Source organism: Candidatus Mesenet endosymbiont of Phosphuga atrata (assembly GCF_964020175.1).
Taxonomy (GTDB): Bacteria; Pseudomonadota; Alphaproteobacteria; order Rickettsiales; family Anaplasmataceae; genus Mesenet.
Map to the genome: position 1 here is coordinate 328,644 of NZ_OZ026541.1, position 23,346 is coordinate 351,989.

Here is a 23,346-nt window from a genome sequence, read left to right on the forward strand (position 1 = left end):
TTAACATAAATAGGGAAAGACTTCTGTTACCCGGTGCTTTCCCTAAAACCGTGCAAAGTAATAAGTCTATTGTGCTGAATTATGCAGCAACTGCAGACTCACTTCCTTCACTTGCAAAATTATCGTTTGCACTTAAAATGTGAATTCTTACGGAGATGTCTTCCCGAGCAATGGCTACTTTTTTTACTATGCATGTCGATCCTACCTCGTCCCCATATAAAAGTGGTGGAGACGCCGAGAACTGCCCTCGGGTCCATTACACCTATTATAAAGTGCTTTTATTGCTATAGTATTCTTATAAAATACGGTCTTATTATATCTTATTTAGTTCTTTATGTCAATATATGATCCTTCTTAAGGCTAAATTCTATTATATAATATTTTAATACTTTTTTACTTAAAAAATAGTCTACTAGTATAAATGATATGGTGTTTTGGTAACAGCTGCCTATCATTACTGAATAATCATCACTTTAAATAATGTACCCATACTTTCAATAATTCTTAAAAATCCTTTTAAAATTTGATCTTTTTGTTCACTAGTAGCATTTTGCATCAGCACATGCATTCTCTCTCTTATACCAAAGGAATATAAAAATTCTCTTTGAGTCATTATTGTTGTTTCTGTGTTTTGTAGGCAATCTTGTAGAGCTTTAAAGTTCACATGCGCTGTAATATCTGCATCTCCTATATTTTTAAGAAAATCGTTATATTTATGTGCTTTTATAGATTGTATAGTACTTCTATATGGCGGATTTAAATAACCATAATCTATTATTAATGCTGAACCTTTATTTTTTTTTATTTTTCTCTCTATTTCTTTTATTATTTCCATTCCTGCTTGGCATACTTCTATCACTGCATTGTCAGGCAATTCCTCCTTTTGTTCTTTAACCTTCTGCTTTATGATCTTAAAAATATCATTTTCAACTGTGACTTTACTCTCATACCACTTATTTTGATTGTAGATAAATTGCTTAACAGGTAGAGAATCAAAAAATTCATTGGCAATAAAAAGCGTTGGTTTTTCCGGCAAAGTATGAATACTATCATGCCAATGCACCTGAAAATTTTTTAAGTTCTGTTTTTGAATGTGCCTTAAAGTTGGGCTAATTTCTACTAAATGTACCGACATAGAATTATAAAACTCTGTGAATTTCTGTGTAACTCTAAGTATGTCATTTATTAACGTTCCTCTACCAGGACCAAGCTCAACTAAAATAAAATCACTTTTTATTTTTTCCCATGACATCATAAGCCATATTGATATTACTTCGCTGAACAACTGACTAATTTCAGGTGCAGTGATGAAATCGTTGCCAAGTGGCACCTTCTTTATGTAGTACCCATACTTGTTATGATATAAGGCTATATTCATAAATTCATATATCGATATGGCACCTTTTTCTTTTATCAGATTTTTAAGGTATGTATTTATCATGAGCATTAATTATTTTATAAGCATTACACGGTAAAATAAAACGATAGACTAACTTCATTGTAAGTTTTATAATAAACTATGTTAGCCTATTTTATAAATAGAACGTTGTATGGTTAATGCACTTACGTTAAAAATCGAAGGGTCCGTTTATCATGATAACCTTAAAAGCGGTATGGATGATAGTATAAACAAGGTGAGTTATACTATAGAAAATGGTAATCAAGTCATCAACACTGGTGATGGTTTAACTCTGCAAGAGGCATATGATACACTTATTGCAATGCTCAATGGTGATTTAGATTTGGTGAAAAAAGTATTATTTCACGCTCAAGAAATGGTTGCTTATGGTGTGTACGTAGCTCAAGAATCGCAGTTGAGTAAACATGATATTTATAAAATGATCAATAATCTTAAAAATCAGTCAACATCTATTGATGAGATTAAATCGCTACCTAATATACAAAAAGATAATACTAAACTTAAGAAAAGTAGAAAGCGAGGAAGAGGATAGCATGTCTCTACCAGATTTTATAAAAAAATTTACAGTACCATGTAATTTTGGTGACCAAAGTATACCTTTCTCAATATATATAGGTGAACCAAAACCTGATGTTCATCCTATTTATCACCAAGATAGTTGGTTAGCAAAGGAACGTGGGGGAAGTATACCAACTAAGATTAAGAACAGTTTGGAAAAATTATATGATTTGGCCCAAAAAAATGGTGTACTTTTTTCTGACCTTTGTGTTTACGCTATAACTGTATCAACACACAATAATGCAAAGCCTAATGATTCAGACAGTAAATAAATTTTGAGATAGTTGATTTTCCAACAATCTTATGATATGGGGCATTATAGCTCTCAAAGGTTTCGTGTGTTTAAAGGCATAATATATAACATAGGTATCATCACTAACATTTTTGCAAGAGATAATCTAGATAAACGGTTTTGCATTGAAGCTCCAAATTTAAGATCTATTGAAGTTGGTGACTCAATAGCATGTTCTGGAGTTTGCTTAACAGTTGTTGATATTATGGATAATAAGAGCTTCTTTGTAGATGTATCAGAGGCTACGTTTGGAGTCACTAATATTAATAGTTGGCACATAGGTAAAAGAGTCAATCTAGAGCAGGCAATGAGACTAAGTGATAGGATTGATGGCCATCTTGTTCAAGGTCATGTAGATGATGTTGCTACTATTTTATCAATAGAAAAAAGATTAGACTCTCATGTCATAATATTTGATTACCCTGAAAGATTATCAGGATTCATAATAGAGAAGGGCTCTATTGCACTCGATGGTGTTTCACTTACAATCAATTCACTAAAAGAGCGTGAATTTTCCGTAAATATTATTCCACATACATGGAATAACACTACATTTAAATATAATAATATTAATGGTAAGGTAAATTTAGAGATCGATTTAATTGCCAAGTATATCAATAAATATTTAAAAAGTAGATAATAGAGTAAATTTTACTATAGCTTTATTAGAAAATATATGTTAATTATAAAATAATTATAACATAGGGGGATCTAATAATGAAGGTACAAAAACAACAAGTTTACTCTGGAAATCTTTTAAATAACCTTTTAAATCAAACGGATTTAAAGCGTAAAATTAAGGAAAAGATTAAAAAAACCGAAAAAAAATTGCATAAGTTACTTTCAAATGAACAGCTGCTCAATACTCATATTAATGTGCTTGAAACTCTTCTTATAGCAGAAGTAATTGAAGTAGAAAAAAAACAAGAAAAGAGATTACACACATTGCTTTCAGAACAACAGTTGCATGATAAAAAGTATATAGGTAGTACAAAGCAAGAAATGAAAGAATTAACTGCAGAGGAAGTTGCAGATGAAATGATGGAGTGTATAGATATGAGTGTGAACTCAGGGACGATAGATCAAGTGCTACGTAAAGAAAATCATGAGATAATCAGTGCAAATGAGCAAGTACTGAATAAAGAAAATATAGATCCAGAAGGAAAACCTGCAATCCTATATAAACTAAAAATTGGAGATCTAATTAAAAAAAGGATTGATCATATATACAATAATAACGTTGTTAATGTTTAAATTGACATTATATAACTGAGTTAAGAAAGGCTAGAAGATAGGTATATATTTAAATAAATCTTAATTTTACCTTTTCTTTAATTTTAAATGCATAGCTATACTTTAGTAAAAATACATAACTATGTTGAATATACTAAGTATAGCAATTTTATTACTTACTACTGATATAACTATATTAAAGAACAATGATCATGTCGTTTCAGATAATTTGCCAATATATTTTGTTTGGCTTGGTAGTGATATTCCACCAAAATTCTTTAACAACCTTAAGAGAACTACAGATACAAATAAAACTAGAGATGTAATTCTAGTTTATAGCAAAAAGTACTTACCAAAAAATAATAGAAAGAATATTGATAGTATAAAAGCTATCAGTATTGATGACATTAAGGCAAGGATTGAGTTGGTTAGAAATGATAACACAGAAAACCTTTGGAAGACTGATGTGTATGATATGGAACTGGATAAGCAATATGAACGTATCTACAATCTACTTGATCAAATATTTACAGCAAATTTTTTTGATTATGGTGAAAGAACGCGTAGATACTGCCTGGCTGCTGATCTAATGAAGCTTCCACTGATCAATATTATAGGAGGTATTTACTTTGATATTGACACTGAAGTCATTGGAGCAATAGGAGATATAAAGAGTAAGAAAGGATTCAATATTTATTATTATAATGATAACGCCCATGCATTAGGTAATTTTTTTGCTAAAACTAACAGAAAAAATAGTTATTTTGATAAGTTAATGAAAGAATTTTTGATTAATAAAGTAGAAGGCATTATAACTGGTAAACTAGACATTGCCGTAGATTCAGATCCAGTTGATCATATACGCATTCGTATTTTGCAGAGTTATATGATAGATTACATGAATTCTTATTTAATATGGGAATTTCTTATGCAAACAAAACTTGTTTGGCACGCTAAACAAAAAGAAGATCATATAGAATGGGAAATGAGAGGAGAAATTCCCAGCGAAAGGTTACATTCAAAAATTTATAAGCCAATGATTTCTGATTATGGTGTTGAAGTGCCACCAACTGTAAAGCTTAGGATGAAACACGGGGATCGTTATGATATCAATTATAACGATCCAGAACAATTAAGAAAATTAACTAATTTGCCATAAAGTAGTAAAAAAGGTATATACTGTAGAAATTAAAAAATATAAACGAAGTTTGATATGATATTAAAAATAGGAGATAAAGCACTAGAATTTGAGTTGCCTGCAGATAATGGTAAGGTTATATCACTTGATGAATTTTATGATCAAAAGAATGTAGTTTTATATTTTTATCCTAAAGATGATACACCAGGCTGCACCATAGAAGCTAAAGATTTTAGAGATAATATAGAAGAATTCTCTAGGTTGAATACGATTGTAATTGGTGCATCAAAAGATAGTGTTAGATCTCATATTAATTTTAAAACAAAATACTCGTTGCCATTTTATTTAATTTCTGATGAAAGTACTGAAGTTTTGCAAAAATATGGGGTTTGGGTAGAGAAGAGTATGTTTGGTAAGAAGTACATGGGGATAGAAAGAGCTACATTTTTGATTGATAAATCTGGCAGAATTAAGCAGGTTTGGAGAAATGTAAAAGTCAACGGACATGTGCTGGAAATTCTCAAAGAAATAAAAAATGAGTAAAATCAGGCTCTATGTTGATGAAAAATTAGGTCAAGATTTTAGTATATTTTTAAACCCTGCACAAAACCATTATCTCATAAATGTAATGCGTGTTAAAAAGCATAGCAACGTTTTACTCTTTAATGGCAAAGATGGCTTGTGGCTGGGTGAAGTAGATATTATAAATAATAAATCTATAATAAAGCTGAAAGAAACTATTGCTAATCAAGAATATGAGCAAGATTTATCTTTATATTTTGCACCTGTAAAAAGTACTGCTTTGCATAATATAGTAAGACAGGCTACAGAGATGGGAGTGACTTCTCTGCATCCAGTATATACAGAACACACAGTGGTTAGAAAAATTAACATTGAAAGAATAAAATTGCAGCTGATTGAGGCTGCAGAGCAATGCGAACGCCTAACTGTTCCCAAAATATTTCCTCCTATTTCTTTTACTGAACTTAAATCTATAAATGATAGATATTTTGTACTTTGTGATGAAACCGGCAGGGGGCAAAATCCGCATGAGATCTTAAAAGATAAAAAAAACGTTGCCTTGATCATTGGTCCAGAAGGAGGATTCTCATCAAAAGAGCTTAGTTTTGCCGAGAGTTTTTGCACGAAAATGAGCTTAGGTAAAAGGATTTTAAGAGTAGATACAGCTGTTGTTGCAGCTTTAGCATATGTTAATTACCATTTTTAAAAGAAAATGCTGCTTAATTCATACTAAATTATAAATTTTTAAAAGATTGATATTTAGTTTTTTTATGTTATTATCAATATAATATTTAAGTTGGGGGAATATGTTAGCAAGAAAAACTTCTGAGTCAGAAAGTGATTTTGAAATATTACAAGAGTATTCTTCTTCAAGTGATAATGTAGCGTCTTCTCCTACTCTTAGCGATCTTGAAGGATTAGAAGCATCTTTTTCTGAAAGTTTAACTCAAAGATATAGTCTGACTGTAGAATTTGAAAATAAGACGAAAGAGAAGCTAAAAAAATTGGCAGAGGATGATACCATAGAGTTATGGAATCAAGTTATTGAGAAAAAAGTAATAAAAGATGAAGGCGATGATCAGCACCTGAGGCCGTTATTTGTAAATTTGCAAGCAGCGAGTGAAAATGCTATCACCTCATTCCTAAAAAGTGGAAAAATCAGATGTTCCGTTGGCATCATCCATACACCAACCCCTGCTACACCTTTAAGAGCTGATCCAGATCCCAAAAAAATAGAGAAAGGAGTAGTAACGAAAGAGATAGAAGATGATCCAAAACGTTTAGAAACAGTAACAAGGAGGGCAGAAGGAATACGCAAATATCTTGAAAAAGGGGGAACATTATATTCTGTATATAAAAATGAAAACAATGAAGTCCCAGGTATGCAGACTTTTAAAAATCTTATCCGGCAATATCCCAATAACCTTTTTGCTGAGGAATTAGATAATGTTAAATTTAACTTTCCTACAGGTGCTACATATTTATTTGGTAATGATGCAAAATATGCTCTATCATTTTCTATAGATATGACGCAAGCTAACTTAGGTTCATCACAAAGTGCATCATTTGGTTATGCATGTGTAGACTTAAATAAAAAATCCGAACTAAACAAAGTGGAAGAACGTCTTGAAAAAATTAATAATTCTTTACGTGAGTGTAATATTGATATGATAGAAATATATAGGCAGAAGGTAAATTCAAGTTTAGAGGAAGCGCGAGTAGTACAACCTTTCAGAGGGAGTGGCCTTAATATTGTTTAATTTTAAACAACTTCAGAAAAGTTGATACGCAGTCTTAAAAGTAATGTTAACAAAAATTAGTGGTTTCATTTTTTGTACTAAATATTAAGGGCTTATTGACAAAACTCAATTTAAGGTAAGAAAAGGAGTATTTATATGTACTAGACAAGACTTAATCTGACAGTGACGAATTATAGTCTTTCCTAAAAGAAACGATAAACCTAAATAATAGAGTTACCAACAAGAAGAAGAAATGTTGATGCATTAGAGGTAACTTTTGATGGTATGCGAGCAATGTTCAATGGGGTTTAAATCAGGAGAATATGGAGGAAGATAGAGTTTTCTATTTTGTTTTAGCGGTTTTATTGCATTATCGATAACTATCGCACTGTAATTGTGGTAATAATATTTCTTCTAACCACAGATTAAGCACCTCTTTGTCACAACCTCCAGTAAACAGTCATTGAAATCTTCCTCCATCCTATTATGTTCTCGTCTTTTACCAGTGCATGTATCTTCTCACCTCTTGGCGCCCGCCCATACTCTCTATATAATCTATTATCAATTCCAGCTTCATCTATATATACGATTGGTCTATTTTGGCAATTTTTTCGATAAATCTTTTTCATCTCTTGATAAATTTTTTTTAATGTGATTTTTAGCTGTTGTACCAAATTGCGCTTATTCCGAAACCAATTTCATCTCTGCCAGCTGGATGCTTTTTTACATATTCTTCTAGGGATCTATTTTTCGGATAAAATTACCATTTTTTGCTGGTTTTAACCATCTGCTTTCTTTTTTAGCCATCGTCGCTATTCCTATCTCTAAAAGCTCCGCAACCTCAGCCTTTCTTTTTCAACTAAAGATAATCTCTTAAATCTACACTGTATGCCATTTTCCCTCTTCTAAAATTGTTCATTATACCTTTATCATTTACTTTGGAAAGTACTATAGTAACGAGGTATGAGTTAGGCCAAAGCAAAAAAACCATGCTTCAAGTTCCAGAAATAATATTAAACCTCATGTTATATTTTCTCTGAGAATTGCGATAAACTGTACCAGACACCACTTAATCTGACAGTGACGAATTAACTGACAGAAGAATTTAAATATACTATCAGAATCCTGATTTAATATTTTTCTAAAAAGCAATATATCAAGAAAAGTTTGCATTGGCGTTTTATCATAGCAATATTTGTCTGATTGTTTCGTTGTAAGAACGCAACCAACATCAATTTGTAGGTCTTCTAAAGAACTATATTTCTAAAGATGATTTGCATAGTTTTGTGAAGCATATGCCATTAGTTTGCAGAGTTAGTTCTGGAATGATCAATGTTTTCAATTCCCAAATAAAGCATGGTTTTCCGGCTTACCGCAATATTCTGTACCTCTATCAGTCAAAATGCGCAATATCAAAGAATGGCTATCATTTAGCAAGAGGTAATTGCTGTCTTATCGACTTAGCAAACGAGAATAAGTATCGATAAAGGTCTAGCTGGTAAATTCGCCCATTATATTACCCACGTAATATGTATCCTGAGAACCCAGATAACCTGTGTTTCAATTTTATCATCTTTGTTCTTTCACTTTTTCTAAAGCTGTTAGAATTATTCCATCTTTTTGCTTCTAGTGCTTTAAGTCTTTTCTTAAAAGTCTCAACTATCCACCTTCAGATATTATTTTTTTCTCAGCTCATTTTTTATATGCTGGAAATTCTGTTGCTATACAGATCTTTCTACATCTTCAGAGACTCTGTTTGCAAACTTTCTTACTTATCTTATGTAATCTCCTCCATTTTCGTATAACTCCTTGAAGCGATAAAATTTGAATATCCCATACGCTTGTGACACATTTCCTAGTTGTTTTGCTAAAATCCTAGTTTTAGTATTTTTTTTGTATTGTATTCATTTCTCTTATTTTTTGTTATTTTTTTGTTCTAAGTGTCAGTTCAAGTTTTATTTAATACACCTAAATCTTCAGGGTTTATATAATCATATAATTTTCTAGTATAGATAGGATCAATAATGAGTTTTTCTAAATAAGAAATAACTTGCGTAACATTAAGAGTCTTCTTTAATTCTTCATTCTTTTTAGAGTTTTTATAATCTTCAGCTAGGCAATTTATTATAAAAGAAAAAAAGTTTATCTCCTCTTGATTATAAACAAGAGATACCTTACTAATGCTTTCATCATTACCCTTACCTATTGGTTGAATTTTAACTCCATCATACGTAAAAAGCTTACGATTTTTATAATCATTAGAGCAATATTGAGCTACATCATGCGCTGTAGATATTTCAACATTATCACCTTTTTCATTCTGAAAACAAATAATTCCTTGGTCTATTTTTGTTATCTTTACCTCTTTTGAATTTGTAATGAGGAATATTTCTTGCAATGTTTTAAGAAATTCATAATATTATTTAGGATATATTACTTACTTTACTATTAATGTATTACGTTATTAATAATAGTAAAGCTTTGTCAATATAAAAATAAAAATTTTAAACTAAAGCAATTTAGTTACATCAACCACATTTACTAATTCATCTATATCTGATATTCCAGTTAGAACTTTTTGTTGTGCATCATGCAAAATAGAAACAAAGCCCCTTTGTTCTATGTATTGAACAACTGACCTGTAACTAGTACCGGATGTAATTAGTTCATCAAGACTCAAATCGAAGGATAAAACCTCGCATATAGCTACGCGACCCTTATAACCAGTACCAAAGCACTTTTCACATCCAGTATGACAATAGATATTTTCTTGTTTGCTAATATTTAAAATAGAGCAGTCTTCATCTGTTGCAGGATACTGTTTCTTACAATCTACGCATAACCTACGCATTAAACGTTGAGAAATTATGCATGTAATTGACCCAGACAGCATGTACACTGGTACACCGATATCTCTTAAACGAAGTATTGCACTTACTGAATCACTTGCATGTAAAGTGGTAAATACTCTATGACCTGTGATTGATGCACGCAGTGCGGAAGTTGCACTTTGCTGATCTCTTATCTCACCAATAAGGATAACATCTGGATCCTGACTCATAATTGAGCGAATACTGTCAGTAAAAGACATATTATCAATTTCACTCATGCTTGATTGTCTGATTGTAGGCAAGCTGTATTCAACTGGATCCTCTATCGTCATGATATTTATTTGTGTAGAGTTTATTTGGTTAAGCAGCGAGTAAAGAGTTGTAGTTTTGCCGCTACCTGTAGGTCCGGTTACAATAATTACACCCTCAGGTTTTTTCAGTAACTTTGTTATTAAATCTTGATTATGTTCACTAAATCCTAGTTCATTTACTGGAAGAAGAGCTTGTTCTCTATCTAGTATGCGCAAAACAACGTTTTCTCCATGTATAGTAGGTTGAGTTGAAATACGCAAATCTATATTACGTCCAAACATATTACAACTTATTTTACCATCTTGTGGAGTTCTGTTTTTTACTATGTTAATGTTAGATAAAATCTTAATTCTTACTAAGATAGCGTTCCAATAATCTTTATGAAAACTACATATTTGCTGCAGGTAACCATCTAGACGGTAGCGGAGCCTAATAAACATCTGCTCTGGTTCAAGATGAATATCAGAGGCATTTTTTCTAACCGCATCTATAAGTATTGCATCAACTAGCCTAACTGTGGGATTCTCATAAGATTCTAATTCTTCTCTCTTATCAGTACCACTCTCTATTTCTTGTAGTATACTGTTAATAGACATTTCATAGCCATAAAATTGATCTATTAATTGTATTATTTCAGCTTCTGAAGCATAGATTGGTGTAATTTTGTTATATTCTTGAGGTAAACAGCGTTTTATTTTATCTAATGTTGTTATATCATTTACGTCAGGTAGAGCAATGTATATATTATTTTCTTTGGCAAAAACTGGCAAAGCTTTGTACTCTAAAGCTTTTTCTTTCGTAATTAGTTTTATTAGATATGGATCAATTATAACTGATTTAAGGTCGAAATCTTTTAGATCTGAGGGAGCTAAAATGCTATTTAGTGTATTGTCTGTGGTAAACCCAAGCTCAACTAAAATCCTTTCTAGCGTTTTATCTTGAGATTCTTTGTGAATTCTTATAGCAATGTCTAACTGATCTTGTGATATCAGACCTTGAGCTAACAGCTCATAAATAATTAAAGAATACCCATTGTTATTTTTTTTCATAAAAAAAGTACCCCTAGCAATTGTCTTTATTTAACATAAAATAGTTACTATTTACCTAAATGGCTGTGATGCACAGAAGTTTAACTAAAATATCTGACTTATCTTTAAAGGATATTGATGAAATAATAAAATTGGGAAGGGAGTACATAAATGGTAAAAAAAGCAATATATTAAAGCAAAAAACAATTATTAACTTGTTTTTTGAAAGCTCAACTCGTACTCTATCTTCCTTTGAAATAGCTACAAAAGATTTGGGTGCAAACGTTATTACCATTCCAGTTGATTCTTCTTCGGTAAGCAAAGGAGAAACTATAGTGGATACAGTAAGAACGCTAAATGCAATGAAGCCAGATTTTATGATTGTAAGACATAGATGTAGTGGTATTATGGCTACTATGGCAAAAAGCACAAAATGCAGTATAATCAATGCTGGTGATGGTAGCTATGAACATCCAACGCAAGCTCTGGCTGATTACTTAGTAATAAAGCATTTTAAATCTAAAATAGAAGGGTTAAAAATTGCAATATGTGGTGATGTTCTGCATAGCAGAGTTGCAAGATCAAACATTAGGTTGCTAAGTAGACTAGGGGCAAAAGTTAGTATAATTGGACCGCCAACTCTTATATGTAGCAATTTTCCTGAAGTAGAATCAATATGTCATTCACTAGAAGAAGGCATAAAAGATATCGATGTTCTAATGCTGCTTAGAGTTCAACGGGAACGTATGCAAGAGGGTGCTTTTATTCCTTCAGAACAAGAATATTTTCACTTATATGGCTTAGATGAAGAAAAGTTATCATACGCAAAACATGATATGATTATAATGCATCCAGGACCGGTTAATAGAGGAAAGGAAATTAGCTACCAATTGGCAAATAGTAGTGAAGTCATTTTAAAGCAAGTAGAATTTGGGCTTGCTATAAGGAAGGCTGTGCTACATTATTTTGCTGTCTAAAATAGTTAAAATATTAATATAAAGTTAATATTCTAAAGATATAATTAAAAAAATTAATTACAGTAACGTATTATGAAAACCTCAAGTTGCAATGCAAATATTTTTTCAAAACACCCAGATATACAAAAATATATACCGCTAGAGATCACAAAAGGAAAGTACATAGCTACCACTAAGAATCCTTATGATCAGTTGGTTAAAAATTATGAAGCAAATATAGAGTTAAACGACGAGATAATAGGCACTTTTTCTACACAATGGTATTTTTATTATGGTGATCAATTTGGAATGAATGATTTTTACTCAAGAGGGATAAAAAATATAGAACAAATACCACTAGGAAAAGATGGTGATATATTTTTAAAAGTAGTTAAAGTAGAAAATGATGACTATAACTTAGCTATTTGCGATGAAAATGGTGTGCTTAGTGCTAATCCGTTTTTAATAGATAAAAAGCATTTTCCTACTTTGGAAAACAATGATCTTAAACAACATGCAAATGAAAATATATCTTTTATTGTCAAAAAAGGACACGTAATGAAGGATAAAACAGGTAAGGAAGTAGAAGTTGATGGCAAAAGTTTCTTTACTGCAGATTTTTATAGAATTAATGATCAAACGAAACCTATAGGAGAGCTATATTGTGGCTATGGTATATATGCTGATATTGATGATCGTAACATTTCAAGTTTTTACTATCATTATTGGCCCGCAGATATAAGCTTTTCCATATCAGATAAAAATGATTTAACTTTGGCTTTATTTAATGATAGTAATGATAAATATCCATATTATTTAGGTCTAACTAATTTAGAAGGTAGAGCCTATCCAATTGCCGGTATTGGGCACCTCGATAAAACTCAGAATGTAGGAAATCTTTTTAATATAGAAAAAAGCGTGTGTGAAAACTTACACAGTAATACTACTTTTAATACAATACCAGAATCTTTTGTTACAGATTTTGCTTACATATAATTGATTTAGTAACCTGTCTTCAAACTAGGTCGGTAAATTTGGAGACGGGTTCTAATGTTCTTTTTTTAATTTAATAATACAATCTAGCATACTTTCCTGCGTTGGTTGGTTAGAGGTAACAATGTTTTTCCAATGGTAATGAGCTAAATTTCCTGTTATCTTCTCACTCATACTACATGCCGTTGTATTTCTAATATGATCAAGCAGATTACTTTTCTCTACTAAAGAACAAAATATTTTTGCTGTTCTAGCAGAGAAAAAGGGAGCTTCTCTTATAAGATTTGTTAATAAAAATTTCTTACATTTTTCTGTTAATTTTTTTCTGCTAATAGATTCATATAATATTGTCTCCTCTACAGTAAATCCTTTTTCAGTTAGCACTTTCTTGAAATTGAACGATATTTCTTTGCCCCTTACATATAAAAATTTAAGCTCTTGCGAATAATGTTCTTTAATATACAATATTAAATCGCTTACATTACCGTTTGCTGATGCTACATTTGCAAATCCAAGCTCTTTTGCAATTTTCATAGTACTGTTGCCAACAGTGATAATTGGGTAATTTCTTTTCTGAGATATTTTACTTAAAGCTCTAATGCTATTACTACTGGTAGATACTATAACATCGAAATCTTGTGCAAGTTTAGTTTCTAGGTATTTTATTTTAAACATTGGTTCAATATGTACTTTATAACCATATTTTTCTAGTATGCTTTTTGTTTTTTTAGAATCTAGTAAAGGACGGGTTAGCAGTAAGGCCATTAATTCCTCATTAATATTACATTTCTAGGCATTATATTTTGAAGTAACTGATAAGCTATACAATAGCTTTGAGCTGCATTAGAAATAGTAAATAATGCATAATATATAACGTAATTAACAAAAAAAGTCGGTAATTTTATCAATGCAATATTTAGTAATAAAATATAGTTTTGCGGATTGTAATAAAAAAATTTGTTTTTTAGATATAATACCTTTAAGTTAACATGATATAATTTTGCTTCTTGAGTAATATTAAAATTAAGCAGGCAATCATTTAATCTTTGAGCAAGTTTGATATGAGCACGCTCTTTGCACCATGTGTTTAGCAAGGCTTTAACTTTCTTCTTATTTAATGGATGTTTAGTGTAGACGTATATTACTCCACGATAAAGCTTTACAAACTCAAAGCAAGACTTAACTCTATAGGCTGCATATCTTTTTCCAAGATATATATATTTGCCTTCATTAGAGTTAGTATTGTGAGATAGGAGTAATTGTAGATATTTCTGTTTCTTTATGATAAATCTTGAATTCTTTTTGATCTTATATTTTATTAGTGCAAGAGAAGTCTGAGCTGGTGCAATAACAACAACAGTTTTCATATTATGATCTATCATAATAGATAGTTCTTTCTGATTTGACGAAAAAAACAAGGAAAAATGAATAATGTTTTTCCTGTGAAAGATGTACATATATCGATAAAATGCTCATTATAGAATATATTATTGTAAAATTAAGCTTGAAAATGTTTTTTTATAAATGTATAATTTTTTAATAATTATACATGAGAGATAAAATGGTGAAAATCGTTAATAATGAAGGATATAACCTTGTAACGCACTTGACTGATTTACAAAAACAATATCAATATGAAGATAATTGTGGCTTAAAGGCTTTAATAGAAACATTAAATAAAGCATTAGAAAAGAGCAAAATAAACAAAGATGAGAGTATAAATTTACATGTATATTCTTTGTATGAACTATATCATTACACAGTTAATTTAGAACCTAAAGAGAATAAAAGACGTGAAAGAATGTTAGAAATTCTCAATTCAAAATTAGATGTTTTACTCAAAGGTGTTCCTAAATTTTTTAAAGATGCTTTTGAAAACCGAGAGCTATATTTATATTCTAATAAAAATATGGATCTTTTTTCATTTTTAAAGAATAATACACTACTTCCTCTTTTTCACAAAGATAATGGCACTATACGAGGATGTGATGAATTGGAAAAAATCATACCATCTATAAGAGATAGCATAAGTGGAGAAATTGAAAGAATAAATGGATTTATAACTAATCCACCACAACTAGATTATACTGCACAAGAAAAGCAAAAATTGCCTTTCTTTGAGCTGCTTAAGTCTATAATAAGCCCAGAAATAGCTCAAAAGTATAATTATGAATTTCTTACTTCGGCGATAAGCTCAAAATTAAAAGTTGAACAATCACGTTTTAGAGCTGTGCAATTAGAAAGAAACGAGGATTTAGGAGATAATGATCATAGATTAGGGATAGATTGGAATGGCAACGATCACACGGATAGAACTAGTAAAAACTTTTTTTCTCATGTACATCCAGCATGCCTTTCTGAAGAGGAAGATTATAACTCATCTAACATAAAGATTAAAGATGAAAATGGAGTAACTAAGACGCTTGATCATTTTTTGCAAGGGTATCTTGAGGTAATTAAGGAAAGACATAGAATAGAAGAAATTACTATGCGTGATAATTATACACCTGAATTCCACAGTCACATTTTTTTAGCAGAAGATCATCAAAATACTAACCCATCTCCAGAGCAAAAAGAACATGCAAGATTAAAATTAGAATGTAAAGCACCAAAACACGTTTTTAATTACACTCAAAACTTTTTTATCAGAATGGCTTTTAAAGCTACTGAAGAACCTTATGTATACAAGATGACCAAAGAAGGCCGTGATGAATATCATCACAACATGATATTTTATAAATCTTCATTTAGAGATAGTGATTATATATATGCAGCTGATGATACTACTCAAGTTACTGAAATAACAGAATCGACATATCAGCAGGCAGCGTCAAGTGTTTGTGGCAGAATAATAAAGCAAGCTGACCAGAAAAGCTATTTAACTATGGCTATGCATTTGGTGCCAATTAATAGTTCACAAGGGATTTATACTGGTGAAACAATAAATCCACAATTAATCTCACGGGGTTCTGCAGATATAGATGATGAGGATGGTGTTGAGTGTGATGGCCAAAGCTCACATTCTCGTATTGACATCACAAGTAACTCAGAAGCACAAAATTTGTCTAAAGGTAGATTAGAAGCTAGTTCTTTTAAAATACAATCAATCAACTTTGATCGTGTGTCAGCATTAGTAGCAAATAAAAAATTATATCAAGTATCAACAAATGATACACAGCCAGTTGAAGCTTGTATTCAAGCTATGCAGGAAAAGATGAATAGAATTACAGGGAAAGAAAATAATCTATCTAGTTCTCCAAGGCCTAGTGCTCCACCACAATCACAGTGCTCAACCAGGCCTGCAAGTCCATTGATTGGTGCAGCTTGCCCCTCTCAACATACATTTTTTTTAATACAGATCAAAACTTAAAAAATATAGATCTATGTTCAGGAGAAAACTGGAGCATACCTAATACTCCATCACCAACGCCACACTCAAGTAGATCTTCAAGTCCAGTAGGTAACCCTGGACACATAGATTTTGCTAATCTCAATGGTTCACGACTACCAGAAGAAAATGATGAGTCATTTATAGTGATTACACCAATTGGATCTCCATCATCTAGTTTAGATAATGATATAGAAGTATTAGAATGTGATAGTAAAAATAAAAAGGTAATATAGGAATAAAAAAACTCCATGAAAAGTTTCATGGAGCTTTTAAACAAGAATTTATTGTAATATTGTGTATATTCTCTAAACTTTGTGTTTTATTAAGTTTGTAAAGATGTGTTAAAGAAAGGTCTTATAGAATTTGAAGGTGTAATCACTGCTGCATTACCTGATGCAAATTTTAAAGTCAAGCTCAGTAATGGCCATGAGTTAACTGTTTTTCTTGCAAATAGAATGCGGCAATCATCACAAAGAAAAATTAATATTTCAGTTGGTGATAGGGTTTTAGTTGAAGTAAGTACTGCTTGCAGTAATATAAAAGACATAAAAGGACGTATTGTGCGGAGGTTGAAGAACGTCAGTGAAAATAAGTAATTTAATACTTGCGTCATCTTCAAAGCAGCGTTTAGATTTACTAAATCAAATAAATGTATCTCCTGGACTAATTGTATCGCCAGATATAGATGAGTCACTTAACAAGAAAGCATTGCCAAAGCAATATTCAATTCGCATGGCGCAAAGTAAAGTACATGCAGTAAGAAAGTCATATTCTGATTACTTTATACTAAGTGCTGATACAGTTGTTTCATGCGGAAGAAGAGTATTGCCAAAAACAGAAACTAAACAAGAAGCAGAAAAATGTATACGTCTGTTATCAGGGAGGAGACATAGAGTCTACACTACTATTTGTTTGCTAACACCAAATGATAGTGTGCATGTTAAAAGTACTATGACGATAATAAAATTTAAACGTTTAACTGAGCAAGAAATAAGCAATTACTTACTGTCAAGTCAATGGAACGGTAAAGCAGGAGGATGCAACCTACAAGGTATAACAGGGATGTTTATATTATGGCTGCGAGGGTCATACTTTTCTGCTATTGGGTTGCCCCTATATGAAACTTATTGTTTATTAAGTCAATATGGATTACTGGAAGATAGCATTGTAGATATACAAAAACTTTAAATTTTTATAGAATATAGTAAATAATTTATTATACTATATCCTTTAAGATGAGAGGAACTTATGTATTTTGAAGATCAATGTATTAATTATAACGAAGAAGGCTATGCAACTCTACCAATCAATAATTATTTTCATCATGCAAAGAATGGAGATTTATATGAAGTTAGTTTAATTAGTTATAACAACTTAAGTTTAAGAGATATTATAGATAACTTTAATAAAGACGGTCCAATTAATTCCATTGAAGAATTAAACACCATATGCTACAACGATGATTGCCTACAAAAAGTAAGGTAAAAAAGAAGATTTAGAAAAAATGTTCATAAATTTAAGAGTATACCCTTCTTATAAAGTGATATTTTAGTTAAGTTTAAATATCTTGTGGATAACTCTAATATTGTAGGTAATGTTCATTTGATAAGATTTAACTTTAATTGTAATACATCGCTTAAATAATTTTAGATTGTTTCCTATCTATAGCAGCCTTAATAAAAGATGTAAATAAAGGATGAGGAAGGAATGGCCTAGATTTAAATTCAGGATGAAATTGTACGCCAATAAACCATGGATGATTGCTTAGCTCTATAACCTCCAGTAAACCTTCATCTGTTGATCTACCACTAAGCACTAAACCATTTTTCTCTAAGATGCCTTCATAGTCAGGATTGATACTATATCTATGCCTACGTCTTTCTTCAATTGTATCTTTTTTGTATATACCAATTATCTTAGAATCAGGTCTCAGATGGCAACCATACGCTCCAAGCCTCATAGTACCTCCAAGGTCACTGTTTATTTCTTTTTCATTTCCTTGTTTTGCAAAAAGATGCACAATAGGATTCTTACAATTAAAGAATTCTGTAGAATGTGCATCTTCTATCTTAGCAAGATTGCGAGCAAATTCAATAATTGCAAGCTGCATACCAAGGCATATCCCAAAAAACGGTATATTATTTATACGAGCAAAATTTATGGCTGCAATTTTACCCTCTATTCCATCATCACCAAAACCACCTGGTACTAAAACCGCATCACAGTTATGTAGACGCTTGATACTATGTTCGCTTAATTTTCTGGAATTTACCCATTTAATACTCACTTTAACTTTATGATAGATTGCTCCATGAATCAATGCTTCCATCAATGATTTATAAGCATCTGGAAAATTAGTATATTTCCCCACAATTGCAATGGTAACCACCTGAACCGTATTCTTAATTAAATCTAGAATTTCATACCATTTTTTGAGTTCTGGCTTAGGGAATTTTATATTAAAATGCCGCAATATTTGCGTGTCTAATCCATATCTATGATATATTATAGGCACTTCGTATATATTACTTACTTCAATAGCAGTAATTACATTTATTAATTTAACATTGCAAAAGTTTGCTATTTTTTTACGCTGTTCTTCTGGAATTACTTTTTCACTACGACATAATATTATATCAGGCTGTATTCCAGCAGAATTCAATTCCTTCACTGAATGTTGAGTAGGCTTAGTCTTTAGCTCTTTTGCTGCAGAAATATAAGGTACTAATGTTAAGTGTATACATATCACTTTCTGTTTGCTTAGCTCGTAGCTAATTTGACGTATTGCTTCTAAAAAGGGCTGGATTTCTATATCGCCTACAGTCCCCCCTGTCTCACATATAACAAAATCTAATTCATCTGTATTATTTAAAATAAAATCTTTGATTAGATCTGTCACATGTGGAATGACCTGAACAGTTTTACCAAGATAGTCCCCACGCCTTTCTTTTTTTAATAAGGTACAATATATCTTACCAGTAGTAATACTATCATCTTTTGTTGTTTTTATCCCGGTAAAACGCTCATAATGGCCAAGATCTAGATCTGCTTCTGTCCCATCATCTGTAACAAATACCTCACCATGCTGAGTTGGATTCATCGTACCTGGATCAATATTTAAATATGGATCAAACTTCCTAAGACAAACCTTAAAGCCATATGCTTGTAACAAAGCCCCTATACTTGCCGCAGCAAGACCTTTTCCTAATGAAGATACAACTCCACCAGTTACGAAAATAAAATTAGTCATTCATTTTCAAAAGGAATAACAGACTCTGCTTGACTTTCCCTCTCTATTTCTTCTGCAATTGATTGCTTTTTTGCATCCCGTACACGCAAACCAGCTAATAACAATGTATTTATCATAAATGCTGCTACTACTATAACTGTAAGCTTGCTTGCTACACTAGAAGAAGAATTAACGGAAAAAATGGAGTTTTGCTGTGAACCACCAAAACCACTTAATGAACTGGTACCTGGTGATTGTAGTAGCACTAATATTACTAAAATAATAACCAGTACTATCTGCAATATTTCTAAAACCATAATTTAAAAACAGATATTATTTAACTATAGTGAGTAGTATAATAATGTCAATTTAAACCACTTTTTTTGTTTAAGCTATATTTAAAAATTCATTTGCAAAGCTTGATGAACTAGGTTGACTTAAAATATTATACAGAATAAACTTTTTTCTATGCTCTTCTACAACAGCATAAAATTTCCTATCACTTTTAATAATCAACTTACTTTCATCACTTAATCTATCATAGCATTTTGCTAATAGTTTTACTAAATCTTTTTGTTCCTTATTTTGTTCTTTGAATTTATCCAGTATTATACTTGTAAAACATTGTCCCTCTTTGTTTTTAATATTTAAACTAACTTTATCATTCTTTAAAAGTAACTCTACAGTACGGAACGATATTTTACTTCTAAGTGCATTATGCAGTGCTGTATTACCAAGCATATCTTGTTTATTAGGATCAATATCGCTGAAATTTAACAATACCCCTAAAGTACTTAAGCTACTACGGGCAGCCGCAATATGTAATGGTGTTTGTCCGCTGACATTTTGCAAATTTGCATTGGCACCATAACTTAACAATACTTTTGTTATTGCTAATTTTTTGTCACTATTGGCAGCAATATGCAATGCTGTATTGCCACGATTATTTTGCAAATCTACATCGATATTAATATCTAATAGCATTTTTATTCTTGCTAAACTAAGAGACTCTGATACAGCTATGTGTAATAATGTATAACCATCCGCATTTTTGTTATTTATTTTAAACTTATGTGATTGTAATACTTGAACCATTCCCGCTCTATCATTACATGATTTTAGACTGTTAAAGACACTATTATATGCTTGTTGGGCCTCGTCTCTATATCTTTCTATAATAGTATTAAACTCACTGTCGCTGCGAATGATCAATTTGCTTTCATCATTTAGTCTATAATAGTGCTCCGCCACTAATCTTAAACATTGACTAAATTTTTCTTTACCAATTTGATTCAGTATCTTAAATCTATTTAATACTGCATTTATAAAGCTTTCTCCTCTATTATTTTTAATGTTTAAATTAGTGTTTTTATTTGCTAAAAATTGTTTCAGGCAGAATATTGCCTTGCCGTTTTTGGAATTAATAATTTTATGTAACACTGTGTTACCACTACTATCTTGTGCATTTGAGTTGGCCCCATGGGCTAATAACAACTTGACTGCTTTAATATGCATTCTACTAACAGCAATATGTAATGGTGTATTACCGTAATTATCACGTGATTCTACATTAGGATTAAATTTTAATAATGCATCTACTATATCTGAATTACTATATCTGATTGCACCATGTAATGGTGTACTACCGTAATGATTACGTAACTCTATATCGGGATTAAATTTTAGTAATGCATTTACTATATCTATACCACTGTATTTGACAGCAATATATAATGGTATTAAGCCATTACTATCTTTCTCATCTATATCAACTCCACAATGTAGCAACTCTACTACTGCTTTTATGTCTCCATTTTCAATAGCAGAATATATTGAGCCTTTTGTTTTCTTTAAATTTTTACTCTCGATAGAAGCATTTGGCGGCTTCTGTGTTACTTTAAAATTTTCATCCTCAATAGCAGATAGCAAATTTACAGTATCATAGCCCAAAATGGTTTTGATTTTTGCACTGCATCTCCTGCAGGTAAATAGTGAAACTTCTTCTAATCTCTTTTTTAAATCAAACTTTGCAATACTATCTTGTGATTCTTCGTTTTGAGTCTGTATAGATTTATTACAGGTAGAAGGTATAGAACTTTGATTAGCTATTTCATTGATGCCCTTAGCATTATCAAGAGCTTCAGTAATAAGGCTTATAGCGTTACCATCATTTGGCATTGCACTAAAGTCATTCGGAGCTTGGACGATATCATTCTCACCTAATATCGCCTCAAGGTCTTGAAAGTCTGGAATTGTAATATCATTTTCATCTAATATAGCTTCAGGGTCTAGGCTTGTAATATCTTTCTCTTCCAGTACTGTTGCAAGATTGCTTGAGGCTTGAGTGGCACTGCCTTCTTGGAGGTTATCAGTATCACTGTCAAAGACAACTGCAAGAGCTTGTTGTAATATATCACTAGAACCAGGTTCTGCTTTATCTATAATACTGTTTTGTGATTCTTTATCTTGAGGTTGCGTAGTCTGGTCATTAACAAAAGATGTAGAACTTTGATTATCTACTTCATTTGATTTTACTTCAAGATCTTGATTTATAAAACTATCCTCACTTAATATGGCCTTAAGATCCTCAAAATCTGGAATTGTAATATCATTTTCATCTAGTATCGCTTCTAGGTTCTCAAGGTTTTGGATTATGCTATCGTCATTTAACTGCCATCCTGATCTCAACATCTTATCCCCCTATAGAAATCACTTTTTTAGTACAGTATTGGCATAAAAATGCAACTTAATTTTTACAAATTTTCGTTTTTAAAATCTTATAAAGATAGGATTTAAGATTTTAACAAGGTTTTTTATTATAGATTAACACAGGAGCGGATATGAATATTGAAGAGTAAGTACCAGCTAAAACACCAAAAAATATAATAGTGCTAAAATCCTTAACAGTTCCGGTGCAGATAAGCATCAGTGGAATAGAGGCAAGTAGTGTTGTGCCAGAGGTTAGAACCGTACGTGATAACGTGCTGTTTATGCTAGTATTAATGATCTCCTGCAAAGGTTTGTTTTTTAACTTCTTCAAATTTTCTCTAATTCTGTCATATATTATTACTGAATCATTAATAGAATAGCCAATTACTGTTAAAAGCGCTGCTATTGAAGAAAGGTTAAATTCTATATTTGTAATACTTATAAACCATAGCACCAAAACTACGTCATGAACTAGAGCAATAGTACTACCTAAACTAAATTGCCAATTAAAACGAAACCAAATATAAAAAAATATTCCAATTAAGGCTGTTACTATAGATATCACTCCTTTTACTATCTGCTTGGAGCTAACCTGTGGACCAACATAATCTATTTTTCGATATGTTATACCTTTTAGTTTTTCTTCTAATGCTTCCTTTATTTTTTTTATCAGAACTTCATTACTTATATCTCGATCATCTTTAAAGCGTATTACCATATGATTGGATTTTAAATTCTGAGCTGTAAAGCCAGTAAACCCCTTCTCTATTAATTGTTTATTTACATCAGCAATGGAAAAATTCTCTTCCGATTTTACTTCCATAAGAATCCCACCGGTAAAATCAACTCCTAAATTAATACCGTATATAAAGATAAAAAGTGGTAATAAAATAGTGAGTATACCACTCAATAGAAGTGTAACTTTTCCGTACTGAATAAAATTTATGTTAACATTATCTGGAATTAAGCGAAGAGCCATTGAGATACGCTAAAAT

Annotated in this window: 25 protein-coding genes, 1 other RNA gene and 1 pseudogene; 14 read left to right on the forward strand and 13 right to left on the reverse strand. The window is 31.2% G+C overall.

All coding sequences use genetic code 11. The features are described from left to right. Window positions 1-11 precede the first annotated feature (11 nt). Both ssrA and AACL09_RS01600 read right to left on the reverse strand, forming a co-directional pair. Window positions 12-345, reverse strand: a transfer-messenger RNA (tmRNA) gene (gene ssrA / locus AACL09_RS01595). Window positions 346-454: 109 nt separating this feature from the next. Further along, a complete protein-coding gene (locus AACL09_RS01600; protein ID WP_410519808.1) occupies window positions 455-1,441 on the reverse strand; it encodes a class I SAM-dependent methyltransferase in 987 nt (328 codons plus the stop codon). A gap of 109 nt (window positions 1,442-1,550) precedes the next feature. Between AACL09_RS01600 and AACL09_RS01605 the strand changes: the two genes are divergently transcribed. From AACL09_RS01605 to AACL09_RS01640, 8 genes are all read left to right on the forward strand, one after another. Then, window positions 1,551-1,952: a hypothetical protein gene (locus AACL09_RS01605; RefSeq protein ID WP_339048379.1), complete on the forward strand. Its 402-nt coding sequence runs from the start codon at window positions 1,551-1,553 to the stop codon at window positions 1,950-1,952. 1 nt (window position 1,953) lies between these two features. After that, window positions 1,954-2,250 carry a DUF2610 domain-containing protein gene (locus AACL09_RS01610; protein WP_339048380.1) on the forward strand — a complete coding sequence of 99 codons (297 nt, stop codon included), beginning with the start codon at window positions 1,954-1,956 and terminating at the stop codon, window positions 2,248-2,250. Window positions 2,251-2,316: 66 nt separating this feature from the next. Further along, window positions 2,317-2,910 carry a riboflavin synthase gene (locus tag AACL09_RS01615; protein ID WP_339048382.1) on the forward strand — a complete coding sequence of 198 codons (594 nt, stop codon included), beginning with the start codon at window positions 2,317-2,319 and terminating at the stop codon, window positions 2,908-2,910. Window positions 2,911-2,987: 77 nt separating this feature from the next. Further along, on the forward strand, window positions 2,988-3,524 hold the full coding sequence (locus AACL09_RS01620; protein WP_339048384.1) for a hypothetical protein: 537 nt from the start codon (window positions 2,988-2,990) through the stop codon (window positions 3,522-3,524). 121 nt (window positions 3,525-3,645) lie between these two features. Beyond that, complete coding sequence (locus AACL09_RS01625) at window positions 3,646-4,662, forward strand: glycosyltransferase (RefSeq protein ID WP_339048386.1); 1,017 nt, start codon at window positions 3,646-3,648, stop codon at window positions 4,660-4,662. Window positions 4,663-4,716: 54 nt separating this feature from the next. Then, window positions 4,717-5,184, forward strand: a complete 468-nt coding sequence (gene bcp / locus AACL09_RS01630; RefSeq protein ID WP_339048388.1) for a thioredoxin-dependent thiol peroxidase — start codon at window positions 4,717-4,719, stop codon at window positions 5,182-5,184. Next, the gene (locus AACL09_RS01635; protein ID WP_339048390.1) at window positions 5,177-5,869 is read left to right on the forward strand and encodes a 16S rRNA (uracil(1498)-N(3))-methyltransferase; all 693 of its coding nucleotides are present in this window, start codon (window positions 5,177-5,179) and stop codon (window positions 5,867-5,869) included. Before bcp ends, AACL09_RS01635 begins: the two co-directional genes overlap by 8 nt. Before the next feature lie 100 nt (window positions 5,870-5,969). Further along, complete coding sequence (locus AACL09_RS01640; protein WP_339048392.1) at window positions 5,970-6,923, forward strand: hypothetical protein; 954 nt, start codon at window positions 5,970-5,972, stop codon at window positions 6,921-6,923. Window positions 6,924-7,166: 243 nt separating this feature from the next. Here AACL09_RS01640 and AACL09_RS01645 read toward each other — a convergent pair whose 3' ends face one another. The 4 genes and pseudogenes from AACL09_RS01645 to AACL09_RS01655 form a co-directional block, all read right to left on the reverse strand. Continuing rightward, the gene (locus AACL09_RS01645) at window positions 7,167-7,286 is read right to left on the reverse strand and encodes a transposase (RefSeq protein WP_410519821.1); all 120 of its coding nucleotides are present in this window, start codon (window positions 7,284-7,286) and stop codon (window positions 7,167-7,169) included. A 699-nt stretch (window positions 7,287-7,985) separates the two neighbouring features. After that, a pseudogene (locus AACL09_RS06345) lies at window positions 7,986-8,752 on the reverse strand (IS481 family transposase); the annotation flags it as partial. 98 nt (window positions 8,753-8,850) lie between these two features. After that, entirely contained in the window at window positions 8,851-9,300 is a 450-nt protein-coding gene (locus tag AACL09_RS01650) for a hypothetical protein (protein WP_339048394.1), read from the reverse strand. A gap of 111 nt (window positions 9,301-9,411) precedes the next feature. Then, a complete protein-coding gene (locus AACL09_RS01655) occupies window positions 9,412-11,094 on the reverse strand; it encodes a GspE/PulE family protein (RefSeq protein WP_339048396.1) in 1,683 nt (560 codons plus the stop codon). Between the two features lie 68 nt (window positions 11,095-11,162). Between AACL09_RS01655 and AACL09_RS01660 the strand changes: the two genes are divergently transcribed. Both AACL09_RS01660 and AACL09_RS01665 read left to right on the forward strand, forming a co-directional pair. Beyond that, on the forward strand, window positions 11,163-12,050 hold the full coding sequence (locus tag AACL09_RS01660) for an aspartate carbamoyltransferase catalytic subunit (RefSeq protein WP_339048398.1): 888 nt from the start codon (window positions 11,163-11,165) through the stop codon (window positions 12,048-12,050). Window positions 12,051-12,122: 72 nt separating this feature from the next. Beyond that, window positions 12,123-13,025 carry a hypothetical protein gene (locus AACL09_RS01665; protein ID WP_339048399.1) on the forward strand — a complete coding sequence of 301 codons (903 nt, stop codon included), beginning with the start codon at window positions 12,123-12,125 and terminating at the stop codon, window positions 13,023-13,025. Window positions 13,026-13,076: 51 nt separating this feature from the next. On the opposite strand, the gene AACL09_RS01670 is transcribed toward AACL09_RS01665, so the two are convergent. Both AACL09_RS01670 and AACL09_RS01675 read right to left on the reverse strand, forming a co-directional pair. Next, window positions 13,077-13,787: a uroporphyrinogen-III synthase gene (locus AACL09_RS01670; RefSeq protein WP_339048401.1), complete on the reverse strand. Its 711-nt coding sequence runs from the start codon at window positions 13,785-13,787 to the stop codon at window positions 13,077-13,079. Continuing rightward, complete coding sequence (locus AACL09_RS01675) at window positions 13,787-14,404, reverse strand: YgjP-like metallopeptidase domain-containing protein (RefSeq protein WP_339048403.1); 618 nt, start codon at window positions 14,402-14,404, stop codon at window positions 13,787-13,789. The genes AACL09_RS01670 and AACL09_RS01675 overlap by 1 nt, the downstream gene beginning before the upstream one ends. Before the next feature lie 167 nt (window positions 14,405-14,571). Between AACL09_RS01675 and AACL09_RS01680 the strand changes: the two genes are divergently transcribed. Next, window positions 14,572-16,392: a hypothetical protein gene (locus AACL09_RS01680; protein ID WP_339048405.1), complete on the forward strand. Its 1,821-nt coding sequence runs from the start codon at window positions 14,572-14,574 to the stop codon at window positions 16,390-16,392. Here AACL09_RS01680 and AACL09_RS01685 read toward each other — a convergent pair. Next, entirely contained in the window at window positions 16,382-16,675 is a 294-nt protein-coding gene (locus tag AACL09_RS01685) for a hypothetical protein (protein WP_339048407.1), read from the reverse strand. The genes AACL09_RS01680 and AACL09_RS01685 overlap by 11 nt on opposite strands. Before the next feature lie 76 nt (window positions 16,676-16,751). Between AACL09_RS01685 and AACL09_RS01690 the strand changes: the two genes are divergently transcribed. From AACL09_RS01690 to AACL09_RS01700, 3 genes are read left to right on the forward strand one after another with little or no spacing between them, the layout of a single operon-like run. After that, window positions 16,752-17,009, forward strand: a complete 258-nt coding sequence (locus tag AACL09_RS01690) for a translation initiation factor IF-1 (protein WP_339048409.1) — start codon at window positions 16,752-16,754, stop codon at window positions 17,007-17,009. Then, window positions 16,996-17,601, forward strand: coding sequence for a Maf family nucleotide pyrophosphatase (locus AACL09_RS01695; protein WP_339048411.1), 606 nt, complete (start codon window positions 16,996-16,998; stop codon window positions 17,599-17,601). Before AACL09_RS01690 ends, AACL09_RS01695 begins: the two co-directional genes overlap by 14 nt. 60 nt (window positions 17,602-17,661) lie before the next feature. Then, on the forward strand, window positions 17,662-17,898 hold the full coding sequence (locus AACL09_RS01700) for a hypothetical protein (RefSeq protein WP_339048413.1): 237 nt from the start codon (window positions 17,662-17,664) through the stop codon (window positions 17,896-17,898). Window positions 17,899-18,049: 151 nt separating this feature from the next. Here the strand turns inward: AACL09_RS01700 and AACL09_RS01705 are convergent, their stop codons facing one another. The 4 genes from AACL09_RS01705 to secF all read right to left on the reverse strand — a co-directional run bounded on the left by AACL09_RS01705 (window position 18,050) and on the right by secF (window position 23,330). Beyond that, window positions 18,050-19,663, reverse strand: a complete 1,614-nt coding sequence (locus tag AACL09_RS01705) for a CTP synthase (protein WP_339048415.1) — start codon at window positions 19,661-19,663, stop codon at window positions 18,050-18,052. After that, window positions 19,660-19,959, reverse strand: a complete 300-nt coding sequence (gene secG, locus AACL09_RS01710) for a preprotein translocase subunit SecG (protein WP_339048417.1) — start codon at window positions 19,957-19,959, stop codon at window positions 19,660-19,662. The genes AACL09_RS01705 and secG overlap by 4 nt, the downstream gene beginning before the upstream one ends. Before the next feature lie 70 nt (window positions 19,960-20,029). Then, on the reverse strand, window positions 20,030-22,333 hold the full coding sequence (locus AACL09_RS01715; protein ID WP_339048419.1) for an ankyrin repeat domain-containing protein: 2,304 nt from the start codon (window positions 22,331-22,333) through the stop codon (window positions 20,030-20,032). A 109-nt stretch (window positions 22,334-22,442) separates the two neighbouring features. Beyond that, complete coding sequence (gene secF / locus AACL09_RS01720) at window positions 22,443-23,330, reverse strand: protein translocase subunit SecF (protein ID WP_339048421.1); 888 nt, start codon at window positions 23,328-23,330, stop codon at window positions 22,443-22,445. Between the last annotated feature and the right edge of the window lie 16 nt (window positions 23,331-23,346).

Coding starts and splice junctions, on each gene's coding strand:
- AACL09_RS01660 (WP_339048398.1), top strand. CDS start 11,163: ATGCACAGAAGTTTAACTAAAATATCTGACTTATCTTTAAAGGATATT.
- AACL09_RS01640 (WP_339048392.1), top strand. CDS start 5,970: ATGTTAGCAAGAAAAACTTCTGAGTCAGAAAGTGATTTTGAAATATTA.
- AACL09_RS01670 (WP_339048401.1), bottom strand. CDS start 13,787: ATGGCCTTACTGCTAACCCGTCCTTTACTAGATTCTAAAAAAACAAAA.
- AACL09_RS01715 (WP_339048419.1), bottom strand. CDS start 22,333: ATGTTGAGATCAGGATGGCAGTTAAATGACGATAGCATAATCCAAAAC.
- AACL09_RS01635 (WP_339048390.1), top strand. CDS start 5,177: ATGAGTAAAATCAGGCTCTATGTTGATGAAAAATTAGGTCAAGATTTT.
- AACL09_RS01700 (WP_339048413.1), top strand. CDS start 17,662: ATGTATTTTGAAGATCAATGTATTAATTATAACGAAGAAGGCTATGCA.
- AACL09_RS01600 (WP_410519808.1), bottom strand. CDS start 1,441: ATGATAAATACATACCTTAAAAATCTGATAAAAGAAAAAGGTGCCATA.
- AACL09_RS01625 (WP_339048386.1), top strand. CDS start 3,646: ATGTTGAATATACTAAGTATAGCAATTTTATTACTTACTACTGATATA.
- AACL09_RS01610 (WP_339048380.1), top strand. CDS start 1,954: ATGTCTCTACCAGATTTTATAAAAAAATTTACAGTACCATGTAATTTT.
- AACL09_RS01665 (WP_339048399.1), top strand. CDS start 12,123: ATGAAAACCTCAAGTTGCAATGCAAATATTTTTTCAAAACACCCAGAT.
- bcp (WP_339048388.1), top strand. CDS start 4,717: ATGATATTAAAAATAGGAGATAAAGCACTAGAATTTGAGTTGCCTGCA.
- AACL09_RS01655 (WP_339048396.1), bottom strand. CDS start 11,094: ATGAAAAAAAATAACAATGGGTATTCTTTAATTATTTATGAGCTGTTA.
- AACL09_RS01675 (WP_339048403.1), bottom strand. CDS start 14,404: ATGATAGATCATAATATGAAAACTGTTGTTGTTATTGCACCAGCTCAG.
- AACL09_RS01680 (WP_339048405.1), top strand. CDS start 14,572: ATGAGAGATAAAATGGTGAAAATCGTTAATAATGAAGGATATAACCTT.
- AACL09_RS01685 (WP_339048407.1), bottom strand. CDS start 16,675: ATGAAACTTTTCATGGAGTTTTTTTATTCCTATATTACCTTTTTATTT.
- AACL09_RS01620 (WP_339048384.1), top strand. CDS start 2,988: ATGAAGGTACAAAAACAACAAGTTTACTCTGGAAATCTTTTAAATAAC.
- secG (WP_339048417.1), bottom strand. CDS start 19,959: ATGGTTTTAGAAATATTGCAGATAGTACTGGTTATTATTTTAGTAATA.
- AACL09_RS01605 (WP_339048379.1), top strand. CDS start 1,551: ATGGTTAATGCACTTACGTTAAAAATCGAAGGGTCCGTTTATCATGAT.
- AACL09_RS01705 (WP_339048415.1), bottom strand. CDS start 19,663: ATGACTAATTTTATTTTCGTAACTGGTGGAGTTGTATCTTCATTAGGA.
- secF (WP_339048421.1), bottom strand. CDS start 23,330: ATGGCTCTTCGCTTAATTCCAGATAATGTTAACATAAATTTTATTCAG.